At 39.3% G+C, this 26,144-nt stretch carries 22 protein-coding genes; 21 read left to right on the top strand and 1 reads right to left on the bottom strand.

The window, feature by feature from the left end:
- Window positions 1-47: 47 nt before the first annotated feature.
- The 10 genes from LI091_RS02405 (at window position 48) to galE (ending at window position 11,866) form a co-directional block, all read left to right on the top strand.
- Window positions 48-917, top strand: a complete 870-nt coding sequence (locus tag LI091_RS02405) for a patatin-like phospholipase family protein (protein WP_265190753.1) — start codon at window positions 48-50, stop codon at window positions 915-917.
- Window positions 918-1,001: 84 nt separating this feature from the next.
- Window positions 1,002-4,016 carry a translation factor GTPase family protein gene (locus tag LI091_RS02400; RefSeq protein WP_265190752.1) on the top strand — a complete coding sequence of 1,005 codons (3,015 nt, stop codon included), beginning with the start codon at window positions 1,002-1,004 and terminating at the stop codon, window positions 4,014-4,016.
- A gap of 216 nt (window positions 4,017-4,232) precedes the next feature.
- Window positions 4,233-4,766, top strand: coding sequence for a CarD family transcriptional regulator (locus LI091_RS02395; protein ID WP_243119189.1), 534 nt, complete (start codon window positions 4,233-4,235; stop codon window positions 4,764-4,766).
- On the top strand, window positions 4,763-4,906 hold the full coding sequence (locus LI091_RS02390; RefSeq protein WP_158526432.1) for a hypothetical protein: 144 nt from the start codon (window positions 4,763-4,765) through the stop codon (window positions 4,904-4,906). The genes LI091_RS02395 and LI091_RS02390 overlap by 4 nt, the downstream gene beginning before the upstream one ends.
- On the top strand, window positions 4,903-5,403 hold the full coding sequence (greA, locus tag LI091_RS02385; protein WP_015527340.1) for a transcription elongation factor GreA: 501 nt from the start codon (window positions 4,903-4,905) through the stop codon (window positions 5,401-5,403). Before LI091_RS02390 ends, greA begins: the two co-directional genes overlap by 4 nt.
- A 285-nt stretch (window positions 5,404-5,688) precedes the next feature.
- A complete protein-coding gene (locus LI091_RS02380; protein ID WP_022427064.1) occupies window positions 5,689-7,509 on the top strand; it encodes a Na/Pi cotransporter family protein in 1,821 nt (606 codons plus the stop codon).
- 154 nt (window positions 7,510-7,663) lie between these two features.
- Window positions 7,664-8,338 carry a winged helix-turn-helix domain-containing protein gene (locus LI091_RS02375; protein ID WP_022427063.1) on the top strand — a complete coding sequence of 225 codons (675 nt, stop codon included), beginning with the start codon at window positions 7,664-7,666 and terminating at the stop codon, window positions 8,336-8,338.
- Entirely contained in the window at window positions 8,335-9,690 is a 1,356-nt protein-coding gene (locus tag LI091_RS02370) for a sensor histidine kinase (protein ID WP_015527337.1), read from the top strand. The genes LI091_RS02375 and LI091_RS02370 overlap by 4 nt, the downstream gene beginning before the upstream one ends.
- A 143-nt stretch (window positions 9,691-9,833) precedes the next feature.
- The gene (locus LI091_RS02365) at window positions 9,834-10,757 is read left to right on the top strand and encodes a sugar phosphate nucleotidyltransferase (RefSeq protein ID WP_021652265.1); all 924 of its coding nucleotides are present in this window, start codon (window positions 9,834-9,836) and stop codon (window positions 10,755-10,757) included.
- A 92-nt stretch (window positions 10,758-10,849) separates the two neighbouring features.
- A complete protein-coding gene (gene galE / locus LI091_RS02360; RefSeq protein ID WP_015527335.1) occupies window positions 10,850-11,866 on the top strand; it encodes a UDP-glucose 4-epimerase GalE in 1,017 nt (338 codons plus the stop codon).
- A 188-nt stretch (window positions 11,867-12,054) separates the two neighbouring features.
- On the opposite strand, the gene LI091_RS02355 is transcribed toward galE, so the two are convergent.
- Window positions 12,055-13,164, bottom strand: coding sequence for a tyrosine-type recombinase/integrase (locus tag LI091_RS02355; RefSeq protein WP_021652266.1), 1,110 nt, complete (start codon window positions 13,162-13,164; stop codon window positions 12,055-12,057).
- Window positions 13,165-13,475: 311 nt separating this feature from the next.
- On the opposite strand from LI091_RS02355, the gene LI091_RS02350 reads away from it, so the two are divergent.
- The 11 genes from LI091_RS02350 (at window position 13,476) to LI091_RS02300 (ending at window position 26,116) form a co-directional block, all read left to right on the top strand.
- A complete protein-coding gene (locus LI091_RS02350) occupies window positions 13,476-14,711 on the top strand; it encodes a zinc ribbon domain-containing protein (RefSeq protein ID WP_265190751.1) in 1,236 nt (411 codons plus the stop codon).
- 329 nt (window positions 14,712-15,040) lie between these two features.
- Complete coding sequence (locus LI091_RS02345; RefSeq protein ID WP_059086096.1) at window positions 15,041-15,865, top strand: DUF4422 domain-containing protein; 825 nt, start codon at window positions 15,041-15,043, stop codon at window positions 15,863-15,865.
- A gap of 11 nt (window positions 15,866-15,876) precedes the next feature.
- Complete coding sequence (locus LI091_RS02340; protein ID WP_265190750.1) at window positions 15,877-16,911, top strand: glycosyltransferase family 2 protein; 1,035 nt, start codon at window positions 15,877-15,879, stop codon at window positions 16,909-16,911.
- A gap of 31 nt (window positions 16,912-16,942) precedes the next feature.
- A complete protein-coding gene (locus tag LI091_RS02335) occupies window positions 16,943-18,067 on the top strand; it encodes a glycosyltransferase family 1 protein (RefSeq protein WP_173761169.1) in 1,125 nt (374 codons plus the stop codon).
- A 333-nt stretch (window positions 18,068-18,400) separates the two neighbouring features.
- On the top strand, window positions 18,401-19,090 hold the full coding sequence (locus LI091_RS02330; RefSeq protein WP_237971833.1) for a LicD family protein: 690 nt from the start codon (window positions 18,401-18,403) through the stop codon (window positions 19,088-19,090).
- A gap of 24 nt (window positions 19,091-19,114) precedes the next feature.
- Window positions 19,115-20,197 (top strand): hypothetical protein, encoded by a 1,083-nt coding sequence (locus LI091_RS02325; protein WP_265190749.1) that lies wholly within the window; start codon window positions 19,115-19,117, stop codon window positions 20,195-20,197.
- Window positions 20,198-20,245: 48 nt separating this feature from the next.
- Window positions 20,246-21,625, top strand: a complete 1,380-nt coding sequence (locus tag LI091_RS02320) for an O-antigen polymerase (RefSeq protein ID WP_092068633.1) — start codon at window positions 20,246-20,248, stop codon at window positions 21,623-21,625.
- Between the two features lie 76 nt (window positions 21,626-21,701).
- Window positions 21,702-22,430, top strand: coding sequence for an IspD/TarI family cytidylyltransferase (locus tag LI091_RS02315; protein ID WP_092068630.1), 729 nt, complete (start codon window positions 21,702-21,704; stop codon window positions 22,428-22,430).
- Window positions 22,431-22,480: 50 nt separating this feature from the next.
- The gene (locus LI091_RS02310) at window positions 22,481-23,518 is read left to right on the top strand and encodes an NAD-dependent epimerase/dehydratase family protein (protein ID WP_092068627.1); all 1,038 of its coding nucleotides are present in this window, start codon (window positions 22,481-22,483) and stop codon (window positions 23,516-23,518) included.
- Window positions 23,519-23,561: 43 nt separating this feature from the next.
- Window positions 23,562-25,004 (top strand): flippase, encoded by a 1,443-nt coding sequence (locus LI091_RS02305; RefSeq protein WP_173745888.1) that lies wholly within the window; start codon window positions 23,562-23,564, stop codon window positions 25,002-25,004.
- Window positions 25,005-25,054: 50 nt separating this feature from the next.
- A complete protein-coding gene (locus LI091_RS02300; RefSeq protein WP_092068621.1) occupies window positions 25,055-26,116 on the top strand; it encodes an acyltransferase family protein in 1,062 nt (353 codons plus the stop codon).
- Window positions 26,117-26,144 lie beyond the last annotated feature (28 nt).

Here is a 26,144-nt window from a genome sequence, read left to right as displayed (position 1 = left end):
GCATAAGGGCAGCAGAGTCTGCCAGACAGAATACAGAGGACAAATAAATGGAAGAAACACAATTGAAAAAATTCAGTATCGTTATGGAGGGCGGCGGTATGCGAGGCTTGTATACAGCCGGTGTGATCGATGTTTTGATGGAAAATGAGATTTACGCAGACAGTGCGGTGGGCGTATCGGCTGGAGCTGTTTTTGGATGCAATTATAAGTCCAGGCAGATCGGAAGAGTTCTTCGCTATAACAAAAAGTACTGCAAGGATAAAAGACTTGCAAGCATCCGGAACTGGATCACCACAGGAGATGTATACAGCCGGGAATTCGGATATTATGAACTGCCCTGGAAGCTGGATATTTTTGACCGTCAGACCTACGCAGAAAATCCCATGAAATTTACAGTGGTGTGTACGGACTTGGATACAGGAAAACCGGTGTATCATGAATGTCCCAACGGAGATGTGGAGGATATTGAATGGATGCGTGCGTCTGCATCGATCCCGATAGCCTCCCGACCGGTGAAGATTGGGGGAAAGAGACTTCTGGACGGTGGTGTGTCTGATCCGATCCCGGTTAAGTGGATGCTTTCCCGGGGATACGAAAAAAACGTAGTGGTGCTTACCAGAGATGTGAAGTACCGAAAAAAAGCAAACCCGAAGATGCAGCTTTTTCTGAAAGCAGTATTACATAAATATCCGGCTTTTCTGAAGGATCTGGAGGAACGGCATATCCATTATAATGAAACACTGGAGGAACTGTCTGCTCTGGAAAAAGAGGGTCGCGTTCATATCATCCGTCCGAGCAGTCCCATCCAGGCGGCGATGATCGAGCGTGATGAGAGCAATCTGGAGCGGATCTACCAAACAGGAAGAGCAGATATGAAAAAGGATCTGGAGAAGCTGAAAGCCTACCTGGATTCCTAAATCACAGACCGAAACAAAATTCGACTTATACCCCTTTCTATGTTATGATATTGGATATCATTACAACAGAAAGGGGTATTTTCAATGGGAGAAAAACCTCAGAATATAAAACACAGACATATAAGCCTGGGCGTGCTTGCCCATGTGGATGCAGGAAAGACGACATTATCGGAAGGCCTGCTTTTTAAATGCGGAAGGATCCGGAAAATCGGAAGAGTCGATCACAAGGATGCGTATCTGGATACCTATGAGCTTGAGAGGGAGAGAGGAATCACCATTTTTTCAAAGCAGGCAGTTTTTTCCATGGGGGATATGGAAGTGACACTTCTGGATACGCCGGGGCATGTGGATTTTTCTGCTGAGATGGAGCGTACCCTGCAGGTGCTGGATTATGCGATCCTGGTGATCAACGGAGCAGATGGTGTGCAAGGGCATACACAGACATTGTGGAGACTGCTGACACAGTATAAGATCCCAACATTTCTTTTTGTAAATAAAATGGATCAGGAAGGAACAGACAGGGAAAGACTTCTTGAGGAGCTGAAGAAGAAATTAAGCGGATGCTGTGTGGATTTTAGTGGAGAACTGGAATGCTCCGGTGCAGAAGCAGCAGGGAAAAAGGAGAATCCTGTGGATAACTCCGGGAAATCTCCGTCAGCTGAAGGAATGCAGCTGAAAGACAACGCCAATGAAGCAGAAAAAGAGAATATATTCGAAACGCAGGGCGCTTCTGATAAAATAAATGGAACTGATGATTTTCTGGAAAATATCGCCATGTGTGAGGAGAACCTTCTGGAAAGCTTCCTGGAAACAGGAACGATCGCAAAAAAGGACGTGGCAGAGCTGATCCTGGAGCGAAAGCTTTTTCCATGCTTTTTTGGATCTGCCCTGAAGATGGAAGGCGTAGATGCTTTTATCCATGGAATGGAGACCTACATGGCAGTACCGTCCTATCCCGCAGAATTCGGAGCCAGGATCTTTAAAATCGCCAGAGATGAGCAGGGAAACCGTCTCACTTATATGAAGATCACCGGCGGTAGCCTGAAGGTTAAGGAGACGCTGACCAATGCAGGAAGAAATGGTATTCCGGCAGAGGAGATCTGGGAGGAAAAGGCAGATCAGATCCGTATCTATTCCGGTGCAAAATTTGAAATGCTCAAAGAGGCAGAGGCAGGAACCGTCTGTGCAGTTACAGGTCTTACCGAAACATATCCGGGAGAGGGACTTGGCATTGAGGCGGATTCTGCCATGCCGGTGCTGGAACCGGTACTGAATTATCAGATCATCCTTCCGGAGGGCTGTGACGCCCACAGGATGCTGAAAAGCCTGAAGGAGCTGGAGGAGGAAGAACCGCAGCTTCATATCATGTGGGATGAGCAGCTGGGAGAGATCCACGCCATGCTGATGGGCGAGGTACAGATCGAGATCCTGAAGCATCTGATCTGGGAGCGCTTTCATGTGGCAGTAGAATTTGGGACCGGTAATATCGTATACAAAGAAACCATTGTCGCACCGGTGGAAGGCGTGGGACATTTTGAACCGCTTCGTCATTATGCAGAGGTGCATCTTCTTCTGGAACCGGGAGAGAGAGGAAGCGGACTGCAGTTTTTTACTGCGGCAAATGAAGATCAGCTGGATCGGAACTGGCAGCGGCTGATCCTGACACATCTGGAGGAAAAAGAGCATCTGGGAGTCCTTACCGGATCACCCATCACCGATATGCAGATCACACTTCTCACCGGGCGGGCACATCAGAAGCATACGGAAGGTGGAGATTTCCGGCAGGCGACCTACCGTGCTGTGCGCCAGGGCCTCAAGAAAGCGGAGACAGTTCTTCTGGAACCCTATTACAGCTTCCGACTTGAGGTTCCGGCAGAAAATGTAGGACGTGCCATGACGGATATCCAGAGGATGCAGGGAACCTTTCAGGGACCGGAAACCCAGGGAGAGCTGTCGGTGATCACAGGAAGTGCGCCGGTGGCAAAAATGAGGGATTATCAGAGCCAGGTAGTTTCCTACACAAGAGGCAGAGGTCATCTGACCTGTACTCTGAAGGGCTATGAACCCTGTCAGGATCAGGAGCAGATCGCAGAGGAGATCGGCTATGATTCCGAGAGAGATCTTGAGAATCCTACAGGCTCTGTATTCTGTGCCCATGGAGCAGGCTTCGTGGTTCCCTGGTATGAGGTAGAAGAATATATGCATCTGGAAGGAGCTCAGCTTCCGGACAGTAATGATGCCTATGAGGATTCCGACAACAGCTTTGCAGGAGTGCGTTCAGTTCAGGGAACAGCCAAAAACAGTCCGGATCACAGAACAGCCAATGCCGGCCGTGGAAAATATACCTCCATGTATGGAAGCTACGAAGAGGAAAAAGAGCTGAAGGCAATCTTTGAGAAAACCTTTGGTCCGGTGAGCTCAAAGAAATACAGCAGTAACAGCCGAAGCTTCGGAAATCCGGAAAGCGGAAGCAGCTTTTCCGGGAAGGGAGGCAAAGGTGCAGCAGATTCCGGCCTTCCGGCAAAATCCGGTCACGGCGCCTGGAGAAACAGCAGTCCGGCCATCCACAGAGAGGACTATCTGCTGGTGGACGGCTGCAATATCATATTTGCCTGGGAGGATTTAAGAGATCTGGCACAGGCAGACTTTCATGCGGCACAGTCCAGGTTAATGGATATATTAAGCGATTATCAGGGGATCAAGGGCTGCATCCTGATCCTGGTATTTGATGCCTACCGTGTGGAGGGCCATCCGGAGGAAACCTTCCAGTATCATAACATTCATGTTGTCTATACAAAAGAAGCGGAAACTGCAGACCAGTATATTGAACGCACTGTCCATAAAATTGGACGGAAGCATAACGTGACAGTTGCCACATCAGACGGACTGGAGCAGATCATCATTATGGGACAGGGAGCCGCTAGGATCTCAGCGCGCGGATTCAAAGATGAGATCGCTTCCGCAAAACAGCAGATGAGAGAAGAATGGCAGGAGCGCAGGGACAACAGCAAAACCTATCTCTTTGACAGTATGACACCGGAACTGAAATCTCATATGGAAGACATCCGTCTGGGAAGAAAGAAAAAAGAAGAATTATAACAAAAAATATATGCCCTCATTGTGGGCATATTTCACAAAAATAAAAAAACTTTTTGAATTCTTTTGCAAATAAATGGGAAAAGTAGTAAAATAAGGATAGAATCCTCAGTGAGAAGCTCCTTGTCTGGATATATAACCTGGCAGGGAGCTTTCATTAGAGCACAATAAGCGCCAGGATAACAAAAGAAAAGTAAAAAAATGAAAGGAAGTGGAAAAATGTTTGAAACAGGCGAATATGTTGTGTATGGTCGTACCGGCATCTGCCAGGTAACAGGAGTTACCACAATGAGGGTGGATGGTTCCTCCGGCGAGAAGCTTTATTATGTACTGAGGCCCGGAGGAGAAACAGATGGGAAGATATTTACACCGGTGAAAGGTGGAAAGCAGGTGCTTCGCGGAATCATTACGAGGGAAGAAGCGGAGAGGCTTATCGATGAGATCCCATCCATTGAGACACTGAGTATTGAGAATGAGAAATTCCGGGAGGATAGCTACAAGAAATGCATCCGTACCTGTGAATGCAGAGATCTTCTTCGGATCATCAAGACGATCTACGTCAGAAAACAGGCCAGATTATCTCATGGCAAAAAAACAACCGCTACAGACGAGCGGTATCTGAAGCTTGCAGAGGATCATCTCTATTCTGAATTTTCCATGTTACTGGATATCCCCAAAGAACATATGGCAGATTATATTGAACAGCGAGTACACCAGCAGGAGGAAGCCGAAGAACAGGTATGCGCTGTTTGACAAAGCAGAGCGTATCTGCTATGGTATTTCCGGTAACCTTCCAGAAATCCTGTATCTGTGACAGAAGCTTCACAGGAAGTGGAGAACAGATCCAGGATCAGTCTGAATGTTATAAAGAAAAGGAGATGCCAGAGAAATGAGAGAACAGCTTACCCGCAAGGATGTTGAAAAAATAGAGCAGGAGATCGAACACCGTAAACTGGTAGTACGTAAGGAAGCCATTGAGGCGGTCAAGGAGGCACGTGCCCAGGGAGACTTAAGTGAGAACTTTGAGTATTATGCAGCCAAGAAGCATAAGAATCAGAACGAGAGCCGCATCCGTTATCTGGAGAGGATGCTGAAGACGGCATCCATTGTATCCGATGCTTCCAGATCTGACGAAGTGGGAATGGACGATATCGTGGAAGTTCTTTTTGAAGAAGATAATGAGGTGGAGAAGTACAAGCTGGTTACTTCCATCCGCGGAAATTCCATGGAAAACCGTATCAGTATCGAATCGCCTATCGGCAAGGCACTGCGCGGTCATCGTGTAGGAGACCGGGTGGAAGTAAAGGTCAATGATGATTACAGCTATTACCTTGTAATAAAATCCATCGACAAGACCGGATCTGAGGATGAGGAGATCCGCGGATTCTGATCACAGATCGCAGGGCAGCTCTGCTCATGAGCATGCAGCTCAGTGGAATGAGAATATCCGCAGCACAAAACACATCATAAGGATAAAAATCACTGTACGATATATAGGACAGAGAGATCCTGACGGGAAATCGGTTTCCCGTAACAGGATCCTCTGTTTTATTTTTTTACACAGATTTTACATTCCAGTGGGGAAAATTTTACAATAGGCCGCTATTATGAAAATCGTTGAAATGAGAAAAAAGGAAATCAAACATATCAAAAAGAGAAAGTGAAGGAGAGTATTATGGACTTTTTCAGCGTACTGGCATTGCTTGGCGGCCTTGCTATTTTCCTTTATGGAATGAACTTAATGGGAGACGGGCTTGCGAAGGTTGCAGGCGGAAAGCTTGAGCGGATCCTGGAGACACTTACCTCCAATCCCATCAGAGCCGTTCTTCTTGGAATGGGTGTGACTGCAGTGATCCAGTCATCCTCGGCAACTACCGTTATGGTCGTTGGTTTTGTAAACTCGGGAATCATGAAGCTGTCCCAGGTTGTGGGAATCATCATGGGTGCCAATATCGGTACTACCGTAACCTCATGGATCTTAAGTCTTACAGGTATCCAGAGTGATAACTTTATTATCCGGCTTTTTAAGCCGACGTCATTTTCACCGATCCTGGCACTGATCGGCGTGGTTCTGATCATGTTTACAAAAAGCCAGAAGAAAAAGGACGTGGGAGCGATCTTTGTAGGCTTTGCGATCCTGATGTATGGAATGAATGCCATGAGCGGAGCTGTGGAACCTCTTGCAGAGGTACCGGAGTTTACCGGAATGCTGGTGAAATTCTCCAATCCGATCCTTGGAGTTGTGGCCGGAGCAGTGCTGACAGCGATCATTCAGTCGTCCTCCGCATCGGTTGGTATCCTCCAGGCACTGTGCCTTACCGGAATGGTACCGTTCAGTGCAGCACTTCCTATTATCATGGGACAGAATATCGGTACCTGTATCACTGCGATCCTTTCAGCCATCGGAGCCAGCAAAAACGCAAAACGTGCGGCTATGGTCCATCTGTATTTCAATCTGATCGGAACCATGCTGTTCATGGCAGTATTTTATGCGATAAATGCAGCAGTACATTTTTCATTTATGGCACAGGCAGCGACTCCGGCCGGGATCGCGATCCTGCACAGTGCCTTCAATATCACGGCAACTCTTGTTCTTCTTCCGTTTGGAAAGGCTCTGGAGAAGCTTGCCTGTCTTACTATCCGCGACAGGAAAGAAGAGGAGGAGAAGGTGGCAGCAGATCCGGATTTCATGATCCTGGAAAGCCGTTTTCTGGAGAAACCTGCATTTGCAGTTGAGCAGAGCAGGAATGCAGCGAAAAAAATGGCAGAGGATTCTCATAGAACTCTGTTTACCGCCCTGGACCTTCTGAAGAATTTCAGCGCAGAAGGAAAGGCTCTGGTGGAAGAAGCAGAGAAAAAGGTAGACCGTTATGAGGATGAACTTGGAACCTATCTTGTAAAACTGAACCAGAAGGATCTTTCCGTTCATGACAGTCACAGTGTTTCCATCATGCTCCACTGTATCGGTGATTTCGAGAGGATTTCCGATCACGGTGTGAACATCATGGAATCCGCACAGGAGCTTTATGAAAAAGGCCTGAAGTTTTCGGATAAGGCGCTGGAAGAGTTACGTGTCATGGAGCATGCGGTGGAAGACATTGTAGATATTGCTTACAAGGTTTACGAAAATCAGGATGTGCAGCTTGCGAGAGAGATCGAGCCACTGGAGGAAGTAATCGATGAACTCAGCAAGGAACTGAAGTACCGGCATATCCAGAGACTTCGCGCCGGAGAATGTACCATTGAAATGGGATTCATCCTGTCCGATGTGACTACCAGCCTGGAGCGTGTGGCAGATCACTGTTCCAATATCGGTGTTTGTGTGACACAGGTTCATGAAGATGCTTTTGATACACATCAGCACCTGAAGCAGATCAAACATGGGCCGGACGAAACCTTCTACCGTGCGCTGGAGGTGATCCGGAATCAGTATCAGCTTCCGGAAATAAAGGATGAGCAGGCGGCAGCCCAGATGGCAGCGGCAGGCAGCCAATAAAAAGATATCGAAATGCTATGCCCTGGTTATCTGTATCAGCAGACGGCCAGGGCTTGTGCAGTAAAAAGAAAGCAGTTATACTGAAGGCATGGAACAAAAAAGACCAGACGATTATGAAGTGCCAACGGCAAAAAACGAACAGAGAGGATATAGAATGATCTACTGTGTGGAAGATGAGAGAAATATCAGAGAGCTTCTTGTCTATACCCTGGAGACAACAGGCTTTGAGGCAGAAGGTTTTGAAACCGGGGCAGAACTTGACACAGCCATGAAAAAAAATATGCCGGAACTGATCCTGCTGGATATCATGCTCCCGGGTGAAGATGGGTATAATATTTTGAAACGACTGAAAAGTGACACCAGGACCCGGGATATCCCGGTGATCATGGTCACAGCCAAAGAAGCGGAGTTTGACAAGGTAAAAGGTCTGGAGGGCGGCGCAGATGATTACATCACCAAGCCCTTCGGGATGATGGAATTTGTAGCCAGGGTCAAAGCGGTCCTTCGGCGCTGCGCAAGGCAGAGCGAAGAGAGAGAGCTGTACTGTAAGGATCTTCGTGTCAATGTGTCCCGTCACGAAGTCAGCTATCAGGGTGAGGTGAAGGAGCTGACCAGAAAGGAATTCGAGCTTCTGGAATATCTTATGGAGAACAAAGGACTGGTCATGTCCAGAAACCAGATCCTGTGCCATGTGTGGGGCTATGATTTTGACGGAGAAACAAGGACTGTAGATGTTCATGTACGGACTCTCCGACAAAAGCTGGGGGAGGCCGGAAATCTGATTGAGACAGTGCGTGGCGTGGGATACCGGATCGGAGATCATGTATGAAAAAGAAAATTCTGCATCATACAAGCATTATGATCATTTTTGCTGTTCTTGTCACGTTTCTGGCAGCAAGTGTGGTCACCTACAATAAATTAAACACATACATGCAGCGGGGAGTCCGTGAGGAAGCGCAGTATATCTGCCTTGCCATGGATGAGTATGGAGATTCCTTTCTCACAAAAAAGCTTCAGACAGTATCATCAAGTCGTGTGACTCTCATACGTAAAGACGGAACCGTTCTCTACGATTCTGAGGCCTCTCCGAAAAAACTAGCAAATCACAGTGATCGTCCGGAATTTATACAGGCAGAAAAAAATGGAAAAAGCGAAAGTATCCGTTATTCAGAAACCTTTGCAAAAAAGACCTTTTATTATGCGGTGAAGCTGGATGACGGAAACGTGCTCCGTGTAGGAAAAACCGTAGACTCTATATATTCCACATGGATCTCAAGTCTTGCTGTGCTGGGACTTCTGATGCTCCTGGTACTGATCCTGGAGTTTGTTTTTGCACAGAGACAGACCAGAGAGCTGATCCGTCCGGTCAACGATCTGGATCTGGAGCATCCGCTGAACAATGTGTGCTATGAGGAGCTGCGTCCCCTTCTTGTGCGGGTGGATGAACAGAACCGGCAGATCCGGCAGCAGGTAAAAGAACTGAAGGAGGCAGAGGAGATCCGGAAGGAATTTTCTGCAAATGTTTCCCATGAGCTGAAGACCCCGCTGATGTCCATTTCCGGTTATGCGGAGCTTATGATGAACGGCATGGTTCCGGCAGATCATATACGGGAATTTTCCGGAAGGATCTACCATGAATCAATAAGACTTTCCAATCTGGTAGCGGATATCATCCAGCTTTCCAGACTGGATGAAAGCAACAGTGAGGTTCCTTTTGAAGAGGTGGATCTTTATGAGCTTGCGGAAGACGTAAGAAATAATCTCAGACATCCTGCCGGAAAGAAAAATATTTTCCTTGAGCTTGCCGGAAGTGCAGAGAAGATCAAGGGTGTCCGCCATGTACTCTATGAGATGCTTTTTAATATTGCAGACAATGCAGTTCGCTATACAGAACAGAATGGTCATGTGCGGATCATGGTAGGCAACCGGAAAGGGCATCCGTTCTACTGTGTGGCAGATGACGGGATCGGAATCCCGAAAAGTGAACAGGGAAGGATCTTTGAGCGCTTTTACCGAGTAGATAAAAGTCATTCCAGACAGACCGGCGGAACAGGTCTGGGGCTTTCCATTGTGAAGCATGGAGCAACGCTTCATCATGCACAGATCAACGTGGAAAGTGAACAGGGAGTTGGAACTAGGATGGAGATCGTTTTCCCGGAGAATACTTCTGACCGAAAATAAACTGAAAATAATCAGTAGGATTTCACGGTGAAGTGTAGTATAATAAAAAAAGGTTCAAAGGCCGGTCGGATGAGAATCTGACCGGCTTAAACTATGTATGGGAAAAAATCCCTGTATTTCTAAAAATCAGGAGGAACAAGATTATGAAAGAGCCGGTTCTGGTAGTAATGGCAGCAGGAATGGGAAGCCGCTACGGCGGACTGAAACAGATCGATCCTGTAGATCAGGAAGGTCATATCATCATGGATTTTTCCATTTATGATGCCGTACGTGCAGGCTTTAAGAAAGTGATATTCATCATAAAAAAAGAGAATGAACAGGATTTCCGCGATGCCATCGGCGACCGCTTAAGTGACAAGGTGGAGATCGTTTATGTGCATCAGGATCTTAACAACATCCCGGAAGGCTTCCAGGTTCCGGAAGGACGTGTGAAGCCATGGGGAACCGGACATGCGGTATTAAGCTGTGCCGGAGAGATCGACGGACCGTTTGTGGTGATCAATGCAGATGATTATTATGGAACCCATGCCTTTAAGATGGCGTATGATTTCCTGATCCAGGCCCAGGAGGACACCGTACCTGCCCAGTATATGATGGTAGGCTACCGTCTTGAGAATACCCTGACAGACAATGGCTACGTTTCCAGAGGTGTCTGTGAGACAGATGAAAATGGATATCTTGCAGATATCAATGAGCGAACACACATTGAGAAACGTGACGGCGGAGCAGCCTACACAGAGGACGATGGAAAAACCTGGACAAGTCTCCCGGGAGAGACTCCGGTATCCATGAACATGTGGGGATTCACCGGCGGATTTATGAAAGAGCTGGTAAAACGCTTCCCGGTATTCCTTGAAAAGAGCATTCCGGAAAATCCTCTGAAATGCGAATATTTCCTTCCGTTTGTAGTTGACGAGCTCCTCCAGGAAAAAAAGGCAGCAGTCAGGGTCCTTACCACACAGGATAAATGGTACGGAGTGACCTATAAAGAGGACAAACCGGTAGTGGTAGCCGCGATCCAGAATCTGAAGGATCAGGGACTTTATCCGCAGGGACTCTGGGATTAAGTAGTAAACCTGGTTTTCTGCTATTGTGGAAACAAAGGAACAGTGCTAAAATAAACAGGAACAGTTAGATCCAATAGAGGAGGAGAAAAACTATGGCAATTTTAGTAACAGGTGGAGCAGGATACATTGGAAGTCATACCGTTGTAGAGCTGCAGAGCGCAGGATATGATGTTGTAGTAGTTGACAATTTATGCAATTCCAGTGAGAAGGCTCTGGACAGAGTATCCAAGATCACAGGCAAACCGGTGAAATTCTATAAAGCAGATATCCTGGACCGCGAAGCATTAAATGAAGTTTTTGACAAAGAAGAGATCGACTCCTGTATTCATTTTGCAGGACTGAAAGCAGTTGGTGAATCTGTTGCCAAGCCGTGGGAGTATTATGAGAATAATATCGCAGGAACCCTTACTCTTGTAGACGTGATGAGAAAACATAATGTTAAAAATATTATTTTCTCTTCCTCAGCAACCGTATACGGAGATCCGGCAATGATCCCGATCACCGAGGAGTGCCCGAAGGGACAGTGTACCAACCCATATGGCTGGACCAAATCCATGCTGGAGCAGATCCTTACAGACATCCAGAAGGCAGACCCGGAGTGGAATGTAGTTCTTCTTCGTTACTTCAACCCGATCGGTGCTCATAAGAGCGGAACCATCGGTGAGAATCCAAATGGTATCCCGAACAACCTGATGCCATATATCACACAGGTAGCAGTAGGCAAGTTGAAAGAGCTTGGCGTATTCGGAAACGATTACGATACACCGGATGGAACAGGTGTCCGTGACTACATCCACGTAGTAGACCTTGCCAAGGGCCATGTAAAAGCCCTTAAGAAGCTGGAAGACAATTCCGGATTAAGCATCTACAACCTTGGAACCGGAAAAGGCTACAGTGTTCTTGATATCGTTAAGAACTTTGAGGCAGCTACCGGCGTCAAGATCCCATATGTGATCAAACCACGCCGCCCAGGCGACATCGCAACCTGCTACTCCGATGCAACCAAAGCTGAGAAAGAGCTTGGCTGGAAGGCAGAGAACGGAATCCGCGAGATGTGTGCAGACTCCTGGAGATGGCAGAGCCAGAACCCTAATGGATATGAGGCTTAAGGAACAGAAAGCTTAATTACATAAAAACATAAAAGCGATATAAAACACGGCAGACAGCCCCGGAGGGATGTCTGCCGTGTTGTTTTTTTGAGAGTAAAAAAGTCGCTTATCATTTTCATAAGCGACAAACAGGCCGGAAACCCGTATAAATGCGGACTTCCGGCCTGCGTTGACCATAATTTTGACTGCTAATAGTTCAGCTTTTCCATGCACTTCTGTTTTTGTTTTATGCTGCTGTGCACATAAATATCCATGGTGATTTTGACGGACGAATGTCCCAGAATTTCAGAAAGTGTCTTGCTGTCAAATCCCATTTCCGTACAACGGGTGGCAAAAGCATGCCGGAGAGAATGAATGTTGATACTGGGGATTTCACATTGCTGAAGGAGCTTCTGGAATTTACGCTGTATATTTCTGGGCTCCATACACTTACGATTCGTACCCGTCAGCAGGTATGAATCAGGTTCAGCAGCAATCCGCTTCATTTTTTTCAATAAAAAATCAGGGATTGGAATATCCCTGATGGATGAGACTGATTTAGGAGGACCTATCATTAAAACGGTTTTGGGTTCGTCATCAGATTCACCAGAATAATCAAGATTTTTTATCCGTGAGATCGTTCGCCTTATATGTAGCAGCTTTTTATCAAAATCAATATCTTCCCAACGGATGCCGCTGAGCTCGCCAACGCGGATCCCTGTATAAATACATAGCAGGATGCCGATGGGAAATTCTGAGTCCTCAGCAGAGAGAACTGTGATCAGCTTTGTGAGATGTTCATGAGAAATAAGCTGAAAAGGACTGGTATTTATTTTGGGATACCGAAATTCCAGCTGTGAAAGATTCAGATACCCCTGTTTTTCACCATAGCGTAAAATACTGTGGAACAGGATCAGAAGATTTTTGATGGTACGTGGCGAAAGCCCCTGCTGTTTCAGCTTTTCAGAGAAGGCATATACAGAAGCAGAAGAGATGTATCTCAGCGGCATATCACCAAATTCCGGAAGGATATGTGTATCAAGAAGTGTTTCGTAGCAGGCATAGGTGCTGAGCTTTACAGCATAACGCATGGATAACATCCATTCTTCACTGAGGTTTCGAAATACATAACACTTTCCCGGAGAGTTTTGAAGATTATTCTGACATAAAACAGCCAGCTTTTTCTTTTTTACAGCCTCGTATGTACGACCATACAGATATCCGTACTGGATCCGTCCATTCTGGTCACGACATTTTTCATAGCGCGCCTCCCATCTTCCGTCTTTCCTTTTTCTGATATTTTCCCCTTTTCTAGGCATAATCGTAGTCTCCTTTTCGCACTATTATAGCAAAAGTCTGACCATTTTTGTGACCACTAATAAGCGAAAAAAAGAAAAATTTGTCGTATATAAAAAAAATTAACCGAAAAAAACTGCATTTTTGGTCGAAAGTGGTGCATTTTTCGTATCTTGACAGTGACAGGGTGCAATGCTATCATTGATTAAGATTCAAAAACTATGCAATTTGAGAGAAAATCACCTGTCGCTTATGAAAATGATAAGTGACAAAAATAATAATTTAGATAAGTTATACTATAATGATTTTTCTTTGCAAAAAACGGAGAACCAAAATGAAAGAACCGGAAACCGGAAAAAAAGAAAACACCGGAAAAAGCGGCTACAGCATCACAACCTGGCGACTGCATCTCTGGTGTAGACATCCGGAATGGCTACGGACCACACAGGAATTTTATAACCGGATCGCTGAATTTTATTACAACCTGCTTCTGAATCATACGGATCTCTGGGAAATGGGAAGCCAGCAGACTTTACGCGAGCTGGAGATCATGAGCATTCCGGGGCGAGGCGGACGCATACCATCAGATCCTCTCCCCTGGCAAAAGGTTCCACTGTATTTTCGAAGAGCAGCAGCCAATGAGGGAATTGCTTCAGCCAAAAGCTATCTCAGCCGTTTTGCCCAGGATGAGAAGATCGGCAGAGCAGAGAAACTAAATGCAGCAGTTACCTATTACAAAGGAATGTATCAGGACTTTTCCGCTAAAGAGATCACACTGCGTGTCTGGACAGGAGACACATGGACCTGGATGCATTGCCGGCTGTCAGGCAGAGACTTTCCGGAAAACGCCAGACTCATGTCACCATCCGTAGTTTTTGAATACAAATATGACATGCTGCATGTTCCAGTACGGCAGAACAATGAAAATACAGCAACCGTACGTCAGAGGATGCAGGCAGGATGCAGGATACTCTGTATTCAGTTTACAAACAGTGATGCCTTTGCAGCAGGCGTTGTTCTGGACGGAACCGGTCAGGAGATCGCAGTGAAGTTCTGGAAAGGCGGAAATGAATACAGCCACCATTGCAGAAAGCTTCTGGAAAAGATCCAGAAGTCCCAGGAAGCAACCGGAGGCAGACAGACAGGCAGAGTTGATCAGAAATACTGGATGCATCTGAAACATCTTTCTGAACACTATGGACACCAGGTCACAAGCCAGATCTTACGTTTTGCTGTAGAGCAGGACGTTTCTGTGATCGTACTTCCACGTTATAACCAGGAATATTCCAGAAACGTCATGAAAGGCTCAGGAAACTGGGGCCCGCTCCACTTAAGCACCAGGATTCGCCAGTACCTGGACTACAAAGCCTGGAAAAACGGAATCATTGTTATCGAAGTCCACGCCACCGGCATCAGCAAAATTTGTGCAAAGTGTGGTGTAGAAATCATTCGGACTGACACCAGAACAGAACTATGCTGCTGTGCCAACGGACACCAGACGAATCGGTATCTGAATGCTGTGAGAAATCTCGGGAAAAAGTGCCTGACACAGTTTGGACGCAGAGCATGAAGGGAAGAACAAAGGAAACAGAATATCAGTATGAAAAGCGAGCAGGTGGATTGACCTTATGGCATGTCAGAAAACAGATGTCATAAAGTCAGTGCATCGGCTTTGCCGTGCTGACAAAAAGAAAGCGAAAGCAAAACACGGTGTATATCAGTGATAAACACCGTCGGGTTGAATACCGCCTGTCGTGTGTGTACCTGAAGAAGGTGTGGGCACGGCGAAGAATGTGCCGGCTTTTGAGTTGGGGAGTGTATTCGAAGTTATGAAAAATAAAAACTTGCATATGGAGGATGAATAGAAAAAAGAGAGAAAGCATGTAAGGAAATATTGAAATGACGAAGAATACGCCTACAGTAAAAATTATAGTAGCAACACATAAAAAATATGAAATGCCTCAAGATGCAATGTATCTTCCACTGCATGTTGGCGCAGAGGGAAAAACAGATCAGAATGGAAATCCGCTGGATTTAGGGTATCAAAAAGATAATACAGGAGAAAACATTTCAAACAAAAACGCTGCGTATTGTGAGCTTACAGGCTTATATTGGGCGTGGAAAAATCTTGACACGGATTATACAGGATTGGCACATTACAGACGCCATTTTGGAAAGAAAACCAAGGCACCATTTGAAGGTGTTCTTACGTATAATGAGCTGCGCCCAATGTTGGAAAAATATAAAATTTTTGTACCTAAAAAAAGAAAGTATTATATAGAAACCTTATATTCCCATTATGAACATACACATTATGCATCTCAATTAGATATCACCAGAGAGATAATCGCTGAAAAATATCCCGACTATCTGAAAAGTTATGATGAAGTTGTAAAACACACTTACGGATATATGTTCAATATGATGATCATGCAAAAAAGATATCTGAATGATTATTGTGAATGGTTATTTGATATTCTCTTCGAGTTAGAAAAACGCATCGATCCACAGGAATTATCAGCATTTCAGGGGCGATTTTATGGAAGAGTAAGCGAGATAATATTTAATGTGTGGCTTGATGGTGAGATTAAACTAGGAAAAATTAAGAAAAATGAGATTAAAGAGTTGCCTTACCAGCATATGGAAAAGATTAATTGGTGGAAAAAGAGTACAGCGTTTTTAAAAGCTAAGTTTGTTGGAAAAAGATATGAAGGGAGCTTTTAAATAAGAGGATTATGAATGAAAAAATATTAATTTCATATATTATTCCAGCATATAATGCGGCTGATACATTAGAAAGAGCTGTGGAAAGTATTACACATACTTGTAACATGGAGAAATGTGAAATATTGATTGTTGAAAATGGATCAACTGATTACACCAATAGTGTTGCATTAAAATTAATTCAAAAATATGGAGAAAATGTTAAACTAATTCATTCGGAAAAAGGAGTGTCAAGAGCTAGAAATGAAGGATTGAAAAACGCCAGAGGAGAATGGATTGTCTTTGTCGATGCAGATGATTATATAGTATCTAAAAGCAAAAAATATATTTACGAAGATATATTAAATGCTAAAGCGGATTTGTATGTATATAGTTACGAGATTGGTAATAGAGCAAATTATATAAACAATAAAGAAGAGAAAACATATTATTTTAATGACTCTGCAGAAAAAATAAAGTTGGAAATGATCGCAAATCCAACAAAATTCATGCAGGTTTGGGGAAAGATTTTTAGGAAAAGCATTATTTATGAAAATAGAATTGGCTTTAATACAAAAATGCAGCTTTCAGAGGATAGTGATTTTACATTACATTATTTAATGCATTGTTCCAGAATTAGCATAAGTGATACGATATTTTACCATTATTCTATAGACAATGAGTCTACGATGAGGAGTAACGCAGATAAAAAAGTACTTCAATATATTGAAGCTATGAATATAACGAGTAAGTATATTGAAAAACAACATGAAAATGTACAATTGGCATTTAATGATTATATTTTAATGCATTTAAATATAGCCTGTGTTAGAGGTATATTTTGCGTTAATAATAAAGAAAATTATGTAAAAAAAATAGAGCATATAAAAAAAATTATAAATACACCTGTATTCAAAGATGCGATAAAAAAGTTCCATATAAAGAATAATTTTTCAGCGAGAACATTGCCTGTTTTTTTTATGAAATATAAATTGGTTCATATTGCAAGTATCATATATATTGTGCGGGCATATCAAAATTATATTTACGAAAAAAGTAGAAATTAAAATAGTCAAACATTAAATTGTGAGGAAACCTATGTATAAAATATTAGTTTTTGGTATGACAGAAAATCCAGGTGGGGTAGAGAGTGTTATTATGAATTACTATCATTACATGGATAAGAATACCTTTCATTTTGATTTTTTATGTAATTCATATAATAAAATCGCTTTCGAAGAAGAAATTATTTCCAATGGTTCACAAACCTTTCATTTTCCTGCGAGAAGTAAAAATTATAAAAAATACAAAAAAGAATTAAAAAATTTTTTTGAAAATAATGCCTCTAAGTATGATGCAATATGGGTGAATGTGTGTAGTCTTGCCAATATTGATTATCTGAAAATGGCAAAAAAATATGGGATAAAAAGAAGAATTATACATAGCCATAATTCTCAAAATATGGATAGCAGGTTAAGAGGAATTTTACATAAATATAATAAAAAAAGAATTGCTTATTATGTAACGGATTTTTGGAGCTGCTCAAAAGAAGCTTCGGAATGGTTTTATGATTCTTCAATAATAAAAAAATCTATTATTATCAGTAATGCGATAGACGTAGAAAAATATTGTTTTGATGATGTGAAGCGAAAAAAATTGCGGCGAGATTTGAAGTGGGAAGAAAATTATATCATAGGAAATATAGGAAGGTTGCATTTCCAAAAAAATCAAATGTTTATTTTAGACATATTTGAAAAACTTATAAAAAAAGAACCAAAAGTAAGATTGATTTTAATAGGTGATGGAGAAGACAGGACAAAGCTTGAAAAAGAGATTGATAAAAAGAAACTAAATAAGTATGTATATATGGCCGGAATTCAGAAAGACATATGTGGATGGTTGAGTACATTCGATCTGTTTTTGTTTCCATCTAAATTTGAAGGCCTCAGCATGGCTGCGATGGAAGCTCAGGCAAATGGAGTACCTATGTTAGCATCTGACAGTGTAATTCCTAAAGAAGTTAAAATTAATCCATCATTTATATTTTGGAATTTGGAAAATTCAGCGGAGTCTTGGGCAGAAGAAATTTTAAATATCAAAGAAAATATAAACCGAGTGTCCCAAAAGGAGATAGTGGATAATTTTACAATGCGAGGATACGAAATTCATACTGAAGCAAAAAAATTAGAAAAATTATTGTTGAATGGTGTGGTGAACAAATAAGTTTAAAAATAAAAGAAACGGTAGTGGAATAATGGACTGATAAAGAGAAAATAAAAAAAACAATCAGACAATCAGACAATAAGGCTATTTCTATGAGACGTTTAATAGGGAAGAAAGATAGGAGCGCGTTTTATGGATATATATCGCACAATAACTATTTAACCTTTATATATTAAAGAAAGGACAGTGAGATAAGAGATTTGTGTTTTATCTCTGTAAAGTATGAGAAAGTTAGATAATACGGAAGTTAAAAAGTATATTTTGAATATATTATGTGAGTTTGCGGCATTCTGTGATCAGAATGGGCTGAGATATTATTTATCGGGAGGAACTTTGTTAGGAGCAGTACGCCATAAAGGGTTTATTCCATGGGATGATGATGTTGATTTATTAATGCCACGTCCAGATTTTGATAAATTACATGATTTATTAAGAAAAGGAAATATTCGACCATATTATAAATTAATCAGTCTACAGATGGGAAATAGTTTTTGGCCATTTGCCAAAATTATTGATACAAGAACCTATGTAAAAAATGAATATTCAAATGTTGATCAACATTTGTGGATTGATATTTTTCCGATGGATGGTCTTCCGGATGATAAGGAAGAAAGTGATATATTGTTGAGTAAAGCGGAACCATTAAAAAAATGGATTAATCGATGCAGTGCAACTATAGGAAAAGGAAAAGGTTTTGTACGAAGTATAGTTAAAATACCGATGATTCTTTTTTTGCGAATGTATACACCAGAAAGATTTGGGAGAAAATTAGATAAACTGGCTCATCAGTATGATTTTGACAAACAGGAGTATATTGGTGGAGTTGCTTGGAGTTTGGGTCCTAATGAAAGAATGAAAAAGAAAGAATACTTACCATATAATGATGTGGAATTTTGTGGGAAAAAATTTCATGCGCCAGCATGTTGGAAGTTTTATTTGACACAAATATATGGAGACTATATGCAACTTCCGCCAGAAAGTAAGCGGATAAATCATGAGTTTGATGCTTATATTGAGGGATGATTGAGGGAAAGGCGGATATAATAAATGAATTATTATGTTGTGGAAACCGATAAACATAAGTTGATACAAAAAACAGCTGGAGTTAAAGCCAGACAAGATGTAGAAACTATTTTTAAGTGGAATAATTTAAAAAAAATTGAGATTCCATGCCTGATAGAAGGACGTGAAAACAAAACAAGATTAGGAAAAATAAAAGCACATTATGATGTTTATATGTTATGGAAGAATGCATTAAAAAAAATAAAAAAAAATGATTGGATATATATTCAGTTTCCATTGTTAGAACATACAATGCTGTTTTCATTACTTATAAAAAATTTGGAAAAAAGAGGAATACATACTTCAATAATCATACATGACGTTGAGGCAATTCGTTTTACATTAAGAAATGATGTTCCATTATCTCGAAAAATTAGAATGAGATTTGAAGAAATTAGTTCATTTAAGAATTGCAGTAAAATCATTGTGCATAATGAAAAAATGAAGTCATTTATGCATGAAAAATGGAAAATACATAAAGATAAAATGGATATATTAGGAATATTTGATTATTTAGTTGAGAATTATAATGAAGAATTATTAGAAAAGAGAAACTTAAGCAGAAAAGGTCCAGTTATCATAGCGGGAGCATTGAGTAAACATAAGGCTGGATATATATATAATTTACCGGAAAATTGTAACTTTAATTTATATGGAATTAATTTTGAACGAGAAAAAGCTTCTTCAAATACAAATTATGTTGGGGCATTTAATCCAGAAGAATTAATTTATAATCTACAAGGTAGTTTTGGCTTGGTCTGGGATGGGGACAGCAGTGCTACTTGTACTGGAGTTTATGGAGATTATCTTAAAATTAATAATCCGCATAAGACATCAATGTATTTGGCAGCTGGAATTCCTATAATTATATGGGAAGAAGCTGCATTAGCAAATTTTATTAAGAAAAATCATTGTGGAATAACAATAAAGTCAACAGATGAAATTAGAAACATAATAGACAATATGCTCGATGAAGAATATGAAACATTAAAAGCTAATGCGTGCAAAATTGGTGGGAAATTAAGAAGAGGATATTTCTTAAAAAGTGCAATGAAACAAAGTATATAATATTTGTGAAGTTATATTGAACTTCTAATATATGAGGAACAGGTGAAAATGTTTAATCTTATAGTACTTATTTTAGTAACAATTGTATTTTTAATGTTTGGGTATTTAATTACTCATGCAGATATTTTTTCTCCATTTTGCGTTTTTTGTGAAATGTTTTTAATTGCAGAATTTTTGTGCCTTTTTTTTGTAAGGATGTACAAGGTAGAAATTCATTTGAAGACTATTTTAGTAATTGCTTTAGGAACGATTTCATTTGGAATTGTTAGTGCTTTTTTTAACATGAAAAGAGTTGATGTTCGAAATTATGGAGAACAACATTCTAGAAATTATATTTCTATAAATTATTTGATTCAACTAGTATTTCTTATTTTGGAAGTTCTAGTAGTGTTTTATCATGCTAAATATATAAAAGATGTTGTAGCTGCGTTTGGGTATAGTACTTCATCAATTTTTGATATAGCCGGCAAGTACCATGTCATTGCACTGTTCAATTATAATAATTTTATTGAAAAGGCAGTCTCTGCATCTTTTATATATAGACATGGTATTGTTTGGATAACTGCATATGCATATGTATTGCTTTATATTTTAATTAATAATTTAGCCGTAAAGAAAAAAATAGAAATTATACAGATAATATATTTGGGAATTTATGCATTTGATCAGATGTTATCAGGTGGTAGAACTGCATTATTTAGGATGATAACTGCAATTTTGATAATAACGGTAATATGTTTTGGACTTAATAAACGTCGAAATTTTACAAAGTTATTATTTAAAATTGTAGGTATTATTTTTGGAATAATTTTATTACTTATCGGAATCAATATGCTTTTGAATCGTACGGGTGAGAATAGCACTTTAAATCTAATTCTGGAATCAATTTATGTATATATTGGAGCTCCAATACAAAATTTGGATACGTATTTACAAGGAACTCGTCATACACCTGAATTGTGGGGAAGTCAAGTGTTTCGTAATATCTATACGTACTTGGGAGGAAAATATGGAATAAGTCAATATTTATATCAATTAGATCTTCCATTTTTAAAACATAATGGATTAAATACTGGTAATGTATATACAACTTTTTATCAGTTTTATTATGATTTTGGTTATGATGGTATTGTACCGCTTATGGCAATAATTGCTTTATATTTTAGTTGTGCTTATAGAAAAATATATAACAATAAACCTTTTACAATAATAATATATGCATATTTATTTAATGATTTAATTATGTTGATTTTTTCAGACAGATTTTACGAAACGGTAGCATCAATAGGTTTTGTGAAGCACTTGTTAGTCACATTTATATTATATAAGGTGTTGATTGATAAAGGAGTTGCATTGGAGTATAGACATGGGATTAAACTTAAATTCAAAAGGCAAAAGAAAACAGTAATACCAATGGGAACAAATTAGAACAAAAAAAATGGACAAATAATCAAGAGATAATTGAATTTGATTAACACGAGCTAGAGACTAGGAGGTTCAAGGGATGAATATTGCAGTGATTTTTGCTGGAGGTGTTGGAAGCCGTATGCATAGTAAAGATCGACCGAAACAGTTTCTTGAAATGTATAATAAACCAATAATAATACATACATTGGAATATTTTGAAAACCATTCTATGATAGATGCGATTGTGGTTGTGTGTATAAAAGATTGGATTCCATATTTAAATAAACTTCTTTATAAATTTCGTATTGAAAAAGTAAAATCTGTAGTTCCTGGAGGGGAAACAGGTCAATTATCCATATACAATGGTCTTAAATCTGCAAAACAGATTGCAAAAGATGAAAAAAGCATTGTTTTAATTCATGATGGCGTTAGACCATTGATTAATGAGAAAGTAATTAGTGATAATATTCAATCGGTGATTAAATATGGTTCTGCAATCACAACAGCTAAAGTAAAAGAGACAATACTTGTTGTTAATGAGGGAACAGCAACAATTGATTATGTCCCAAGTCGGAACAATTCAAGAGTTGCCAAAGCTCCACAAAGTTTTTGGCTAGATGATATTTTGAAAGCTCATGAAAAAGCACTTTCAGAAGGTGAAAAGAATTGTATTGATTCTTGCACAATGATGCAAAGATATGGATATGATCTTTATCTGATTGATGGACCAGGAGAAAATATTAAAATTACAACACCAGAAGATTTTTATACTATGCGAGCTATTCTTGAAGCAAAAGAAAATGAGCAAATATATGGGCTTGAATAAGGATAATAAAAAGCTTATAAAGAAAAATAAATTAAAGGAGGAGATGCTGGATGAGAAAAGGACCGCTAGAGGATGATTTGCAATATATCGCAAAATATCCGTTACAGTATGAGCAGCTGAAGGAAACCACTGTTCTGGTAACTGGGGCAACTGGGCTTATCGGAGCTTCAATAGTAAGAGCGCTTATAGCAGTAGAAGGTATTCATATTATTGCATTAGTGAGAAATATTGAAAAAGCAAATAAATTATATAGTAGACATGAGTTGGACAATATTGAGCTTATTGTTGGTGATATCACATTTCCTATTAATGTTAATAAAAAAGTTGACTGGATCTTTCATTGTGCTGCTGTAACAACATCTAAATTAATGATTGAAAAACCAGTAGAGACATTATCTACAGCAATAGAGGGTACAAAAAATATTTTAGAACTTGCTCGTAAAAATAAATGTAAATCAATGGTATATATTTCATCAATGGAAATGTATGGAACATTTAATAATTCTGATACAGAGATAACAGAAGATAAGATTGGTTACATTAATCCATTGAAAGTACGTAGTAATTATCCTGAAAGTAAGCGGTTATGCGAAAATATGTGTGTTGCATATATGAGAGAATACGGAGTTAAAGTCAAGATTGCTAGGTTAGCACAAACGTTTGGCGCAGGAATTTTGCCAGGGGAGAATCGTGTATTTGCTCAATTTGCTAAAAGCGTAATTTCAGGAAGAGATATAGTATTGCATACGAGAGGATTATCGGAAGGAAATTATTGTTATACTCGAGATTGTGTTTTAGGATTATTTATAATTTTACTTTGCGGAGAAAATGGTGAAGCATATAATGTGGCAAATCCAAAATCACATACTACAATTGCAGAAATGGCGCATATGGTTGCGGATAAAATTTCAAATGGGAAAATTAAAGTAATATACGATATTCCTAAAGATAATGTATTTGGTTATGCAGAAGATACGAAAATGAAGTTAAATTCTGATAAATTACAAGCTTTAGGGTGGACACCAGAAATAGGCTTAGAGGATGCATATAAGAGAATGATTGAACAGATGAAGATTGAGGAAATATAGAGTAAGTACGAAAATCTTATAAGTAAGAGAGTAGAAAAAATAAATGAAAAAGAAATCAATAAAACTAAATTTTGTTATGAATATAATTCTGACAATGTCTTCTTTCATTTTTCCATTGATAACTTTTCCGTATGTATCAAGAGTTTTATTGCCAGTTGGAACAGGAAAAGTGTCGATGGCAACATCTGTTATTACATATTTTTCTATGTTTGCTCAATTAGGTATTCCTACATATGGAATTCGGGCGTGTGCAAAAGTTAGGGATAATCGTGAGAAACTTTCCAAGGTGGCACAGGAACTTTTGATCATTAATATAATCATGAGTATGATTTCTTATATGGTATTGATTATATTGTTGTTTTATGTATCTAAATTTAGATGTGAAAAAGAATTGTATGTAATATTGAGTTTTAACATTATTTTGACATCTATCGGCATGGAATGGTTATATAAAGCCTTGGAACAGTATACTTATATCACAGTACGATCAGTTATTTTCAAATTTATCGCGCTGATTTTTATGTTCTTTCTCGTACATAAACAGACGGATTATGTTATTTATGGTGGAATAACAATTTTTGCAGCTTCTGCATCGAATATTTTAAATTTGATTAATGCACATAAATTTATAAATCTGAAGCCTGTTGGAAATTACAATTTTAGACGACACCTAAAACCAGTATTGATATTCTTTGCTATGTCATGTGCAACAACAATATATACAAATCTTGATACGGTAATGTTGGGATTTATGACAACAGATACAGATGTGGGATATTATAATGCAGCAGTAAAAATTAAAGTAATCCTTGTGAGTGTTGTAACATCATTAGGGACAGTATTGTTGCCTAGAGCATCTTATTATATACAAAGAGGAGAATTGAAAGAGTTTCATAGAATTACAAGAAAGGCATTGAATTTTGTCTTTTTAATGGCAACACCTTTGTTTGTATATTTTATTTATTTTGCAAAAGAAGGGATTTTCTTTTTGTCAGGTAATAATTATGTTGGCTCTATTATACCCATGCAGGTGATTATGCCAACTCTTTTATTAATTGGTATTACAAATATACTTGGAATTCAGATACTTGTACCAACAGGACGAGAGAAAATTGTATTATATTCTGAGATTGTTGGTGCTGTCGTGGATGTCATTATCAATGCACTATTGATCCCGGTTTATGCGTCAACGGGAGCTGCAATAGGTACATTGGTTGCTGAGTTTGCAGTTTTTGTTGTCCAGTTTTATGCGTTAAAAGATGAAATTTTGAATACTTTTCGACAGATACATTATATAAAAATATTAATTGCATTGTCTGTCGGTAGTATTGTATCTTTGTGGGTGAAAATATTAAATTTAGAATGTTTTTTTTCATTAGTAATATCATCACTTCTTTTTTTTGGTGCATATGGATTTGTATTACTGATTTTGAAAGAAGAACTGTTTCTTGAAATTTTTAATACAATAAAAAATAAAATAATATAATATAATATCTGTTGCATTAAATGATGAAAGGGAGAGATTAAATAAAAAGAATGGAAAATGTAAACAAAAACAACATATATCGGCAAGAAGATAAGGATATATTAAGAATTATATTGGTAGCTTTGGTAGTTATAGGTCACGGGACATATTATAATATAACTACAAAATTTGGAGGCATTAATTACGGAACTATGATGTCAGATGCGTCTATATCTGATACAATGTTTCATAAAATTACAAGCATTTTAACAAATTTTATTTATACATTTCATATGCCAGCATTTATAGCGCTATCTGGAAGTCTTTTTTCATTGAAAAAGAATATTAATACCAGGGGAACTATTATAAAAAAGACAAAAAGGTTACTGGTTCCATTTATTGCTGTATGGATTTTCTGGAATTTACCTGTTAAATATTTTTCGGGTTATTACCATGGTGTTAGTATAAAGGGAATGCTATTGCAGTTGATTTTTCCTTCATGTGTATATTTATGGTATTTAGAATGTTTGTTTTTGGTGTTTGTCATTGCAAGTTTTGTTTGTAAATTAGAAACAAAAAAGCAAATAGTTATAGTTAGCTTTTGTTGGTGCATAGGAGTAATCTTATATAAAGGATTGGATCAATATCACGTTTTGGGAGATCCTTTATATTATCTTTTATGGTTTTATCTGGGATATAGATTGGAAAATATGATTGAGTGGTTGAAAAAACATAATATTTGGAAAGATTCATCGATATTATGTTTGTTTGGGCTGGTATGTTTATCTTTTATTGTCGATAAAATAGTAAAGATTCATTTTTTCCATTTTTTGAGTTCGTATATTGTATGTCCATTTTTTATGTTGATAGTTTTAAACTATATAGTAAGGCATATAAAAATAAATGGTAGAGCAATAAAGTCATTGAGTGACTATGGAATGGGAATATATTTGTATGCAGAACCATTAAATTATTTATTTTTATTTTGGTTTTATCGTTTTTGTGGAATTGAATTTTTTGGTTCAGAGTTCGGGGCAGCAATAATATATTTTTCAAGAATTGTTATAACACCAATAATAGCAATAGGTATTACATGGATATTAAAAAAATTTAATTTGAAATATTTATATTAATAAGGCAGATAGAAAGTTAAAGATGTAA

The sequence above is a fragment of the Blautia sp. MSK20_18 genome, from assembly GCF_020553125.1.
GTDB classification, from domain to species: domain Bacteria; phylum Bacillota; class Clostridia; order Lachnospirales; family Lachnospiraceae; genus Blautia_A; species Blautia_A fusiformis.
Note: the sequence above shows the minus strand (reverse complement) of the source record. Positions and strands in the feature narration are given on the sequence as shown.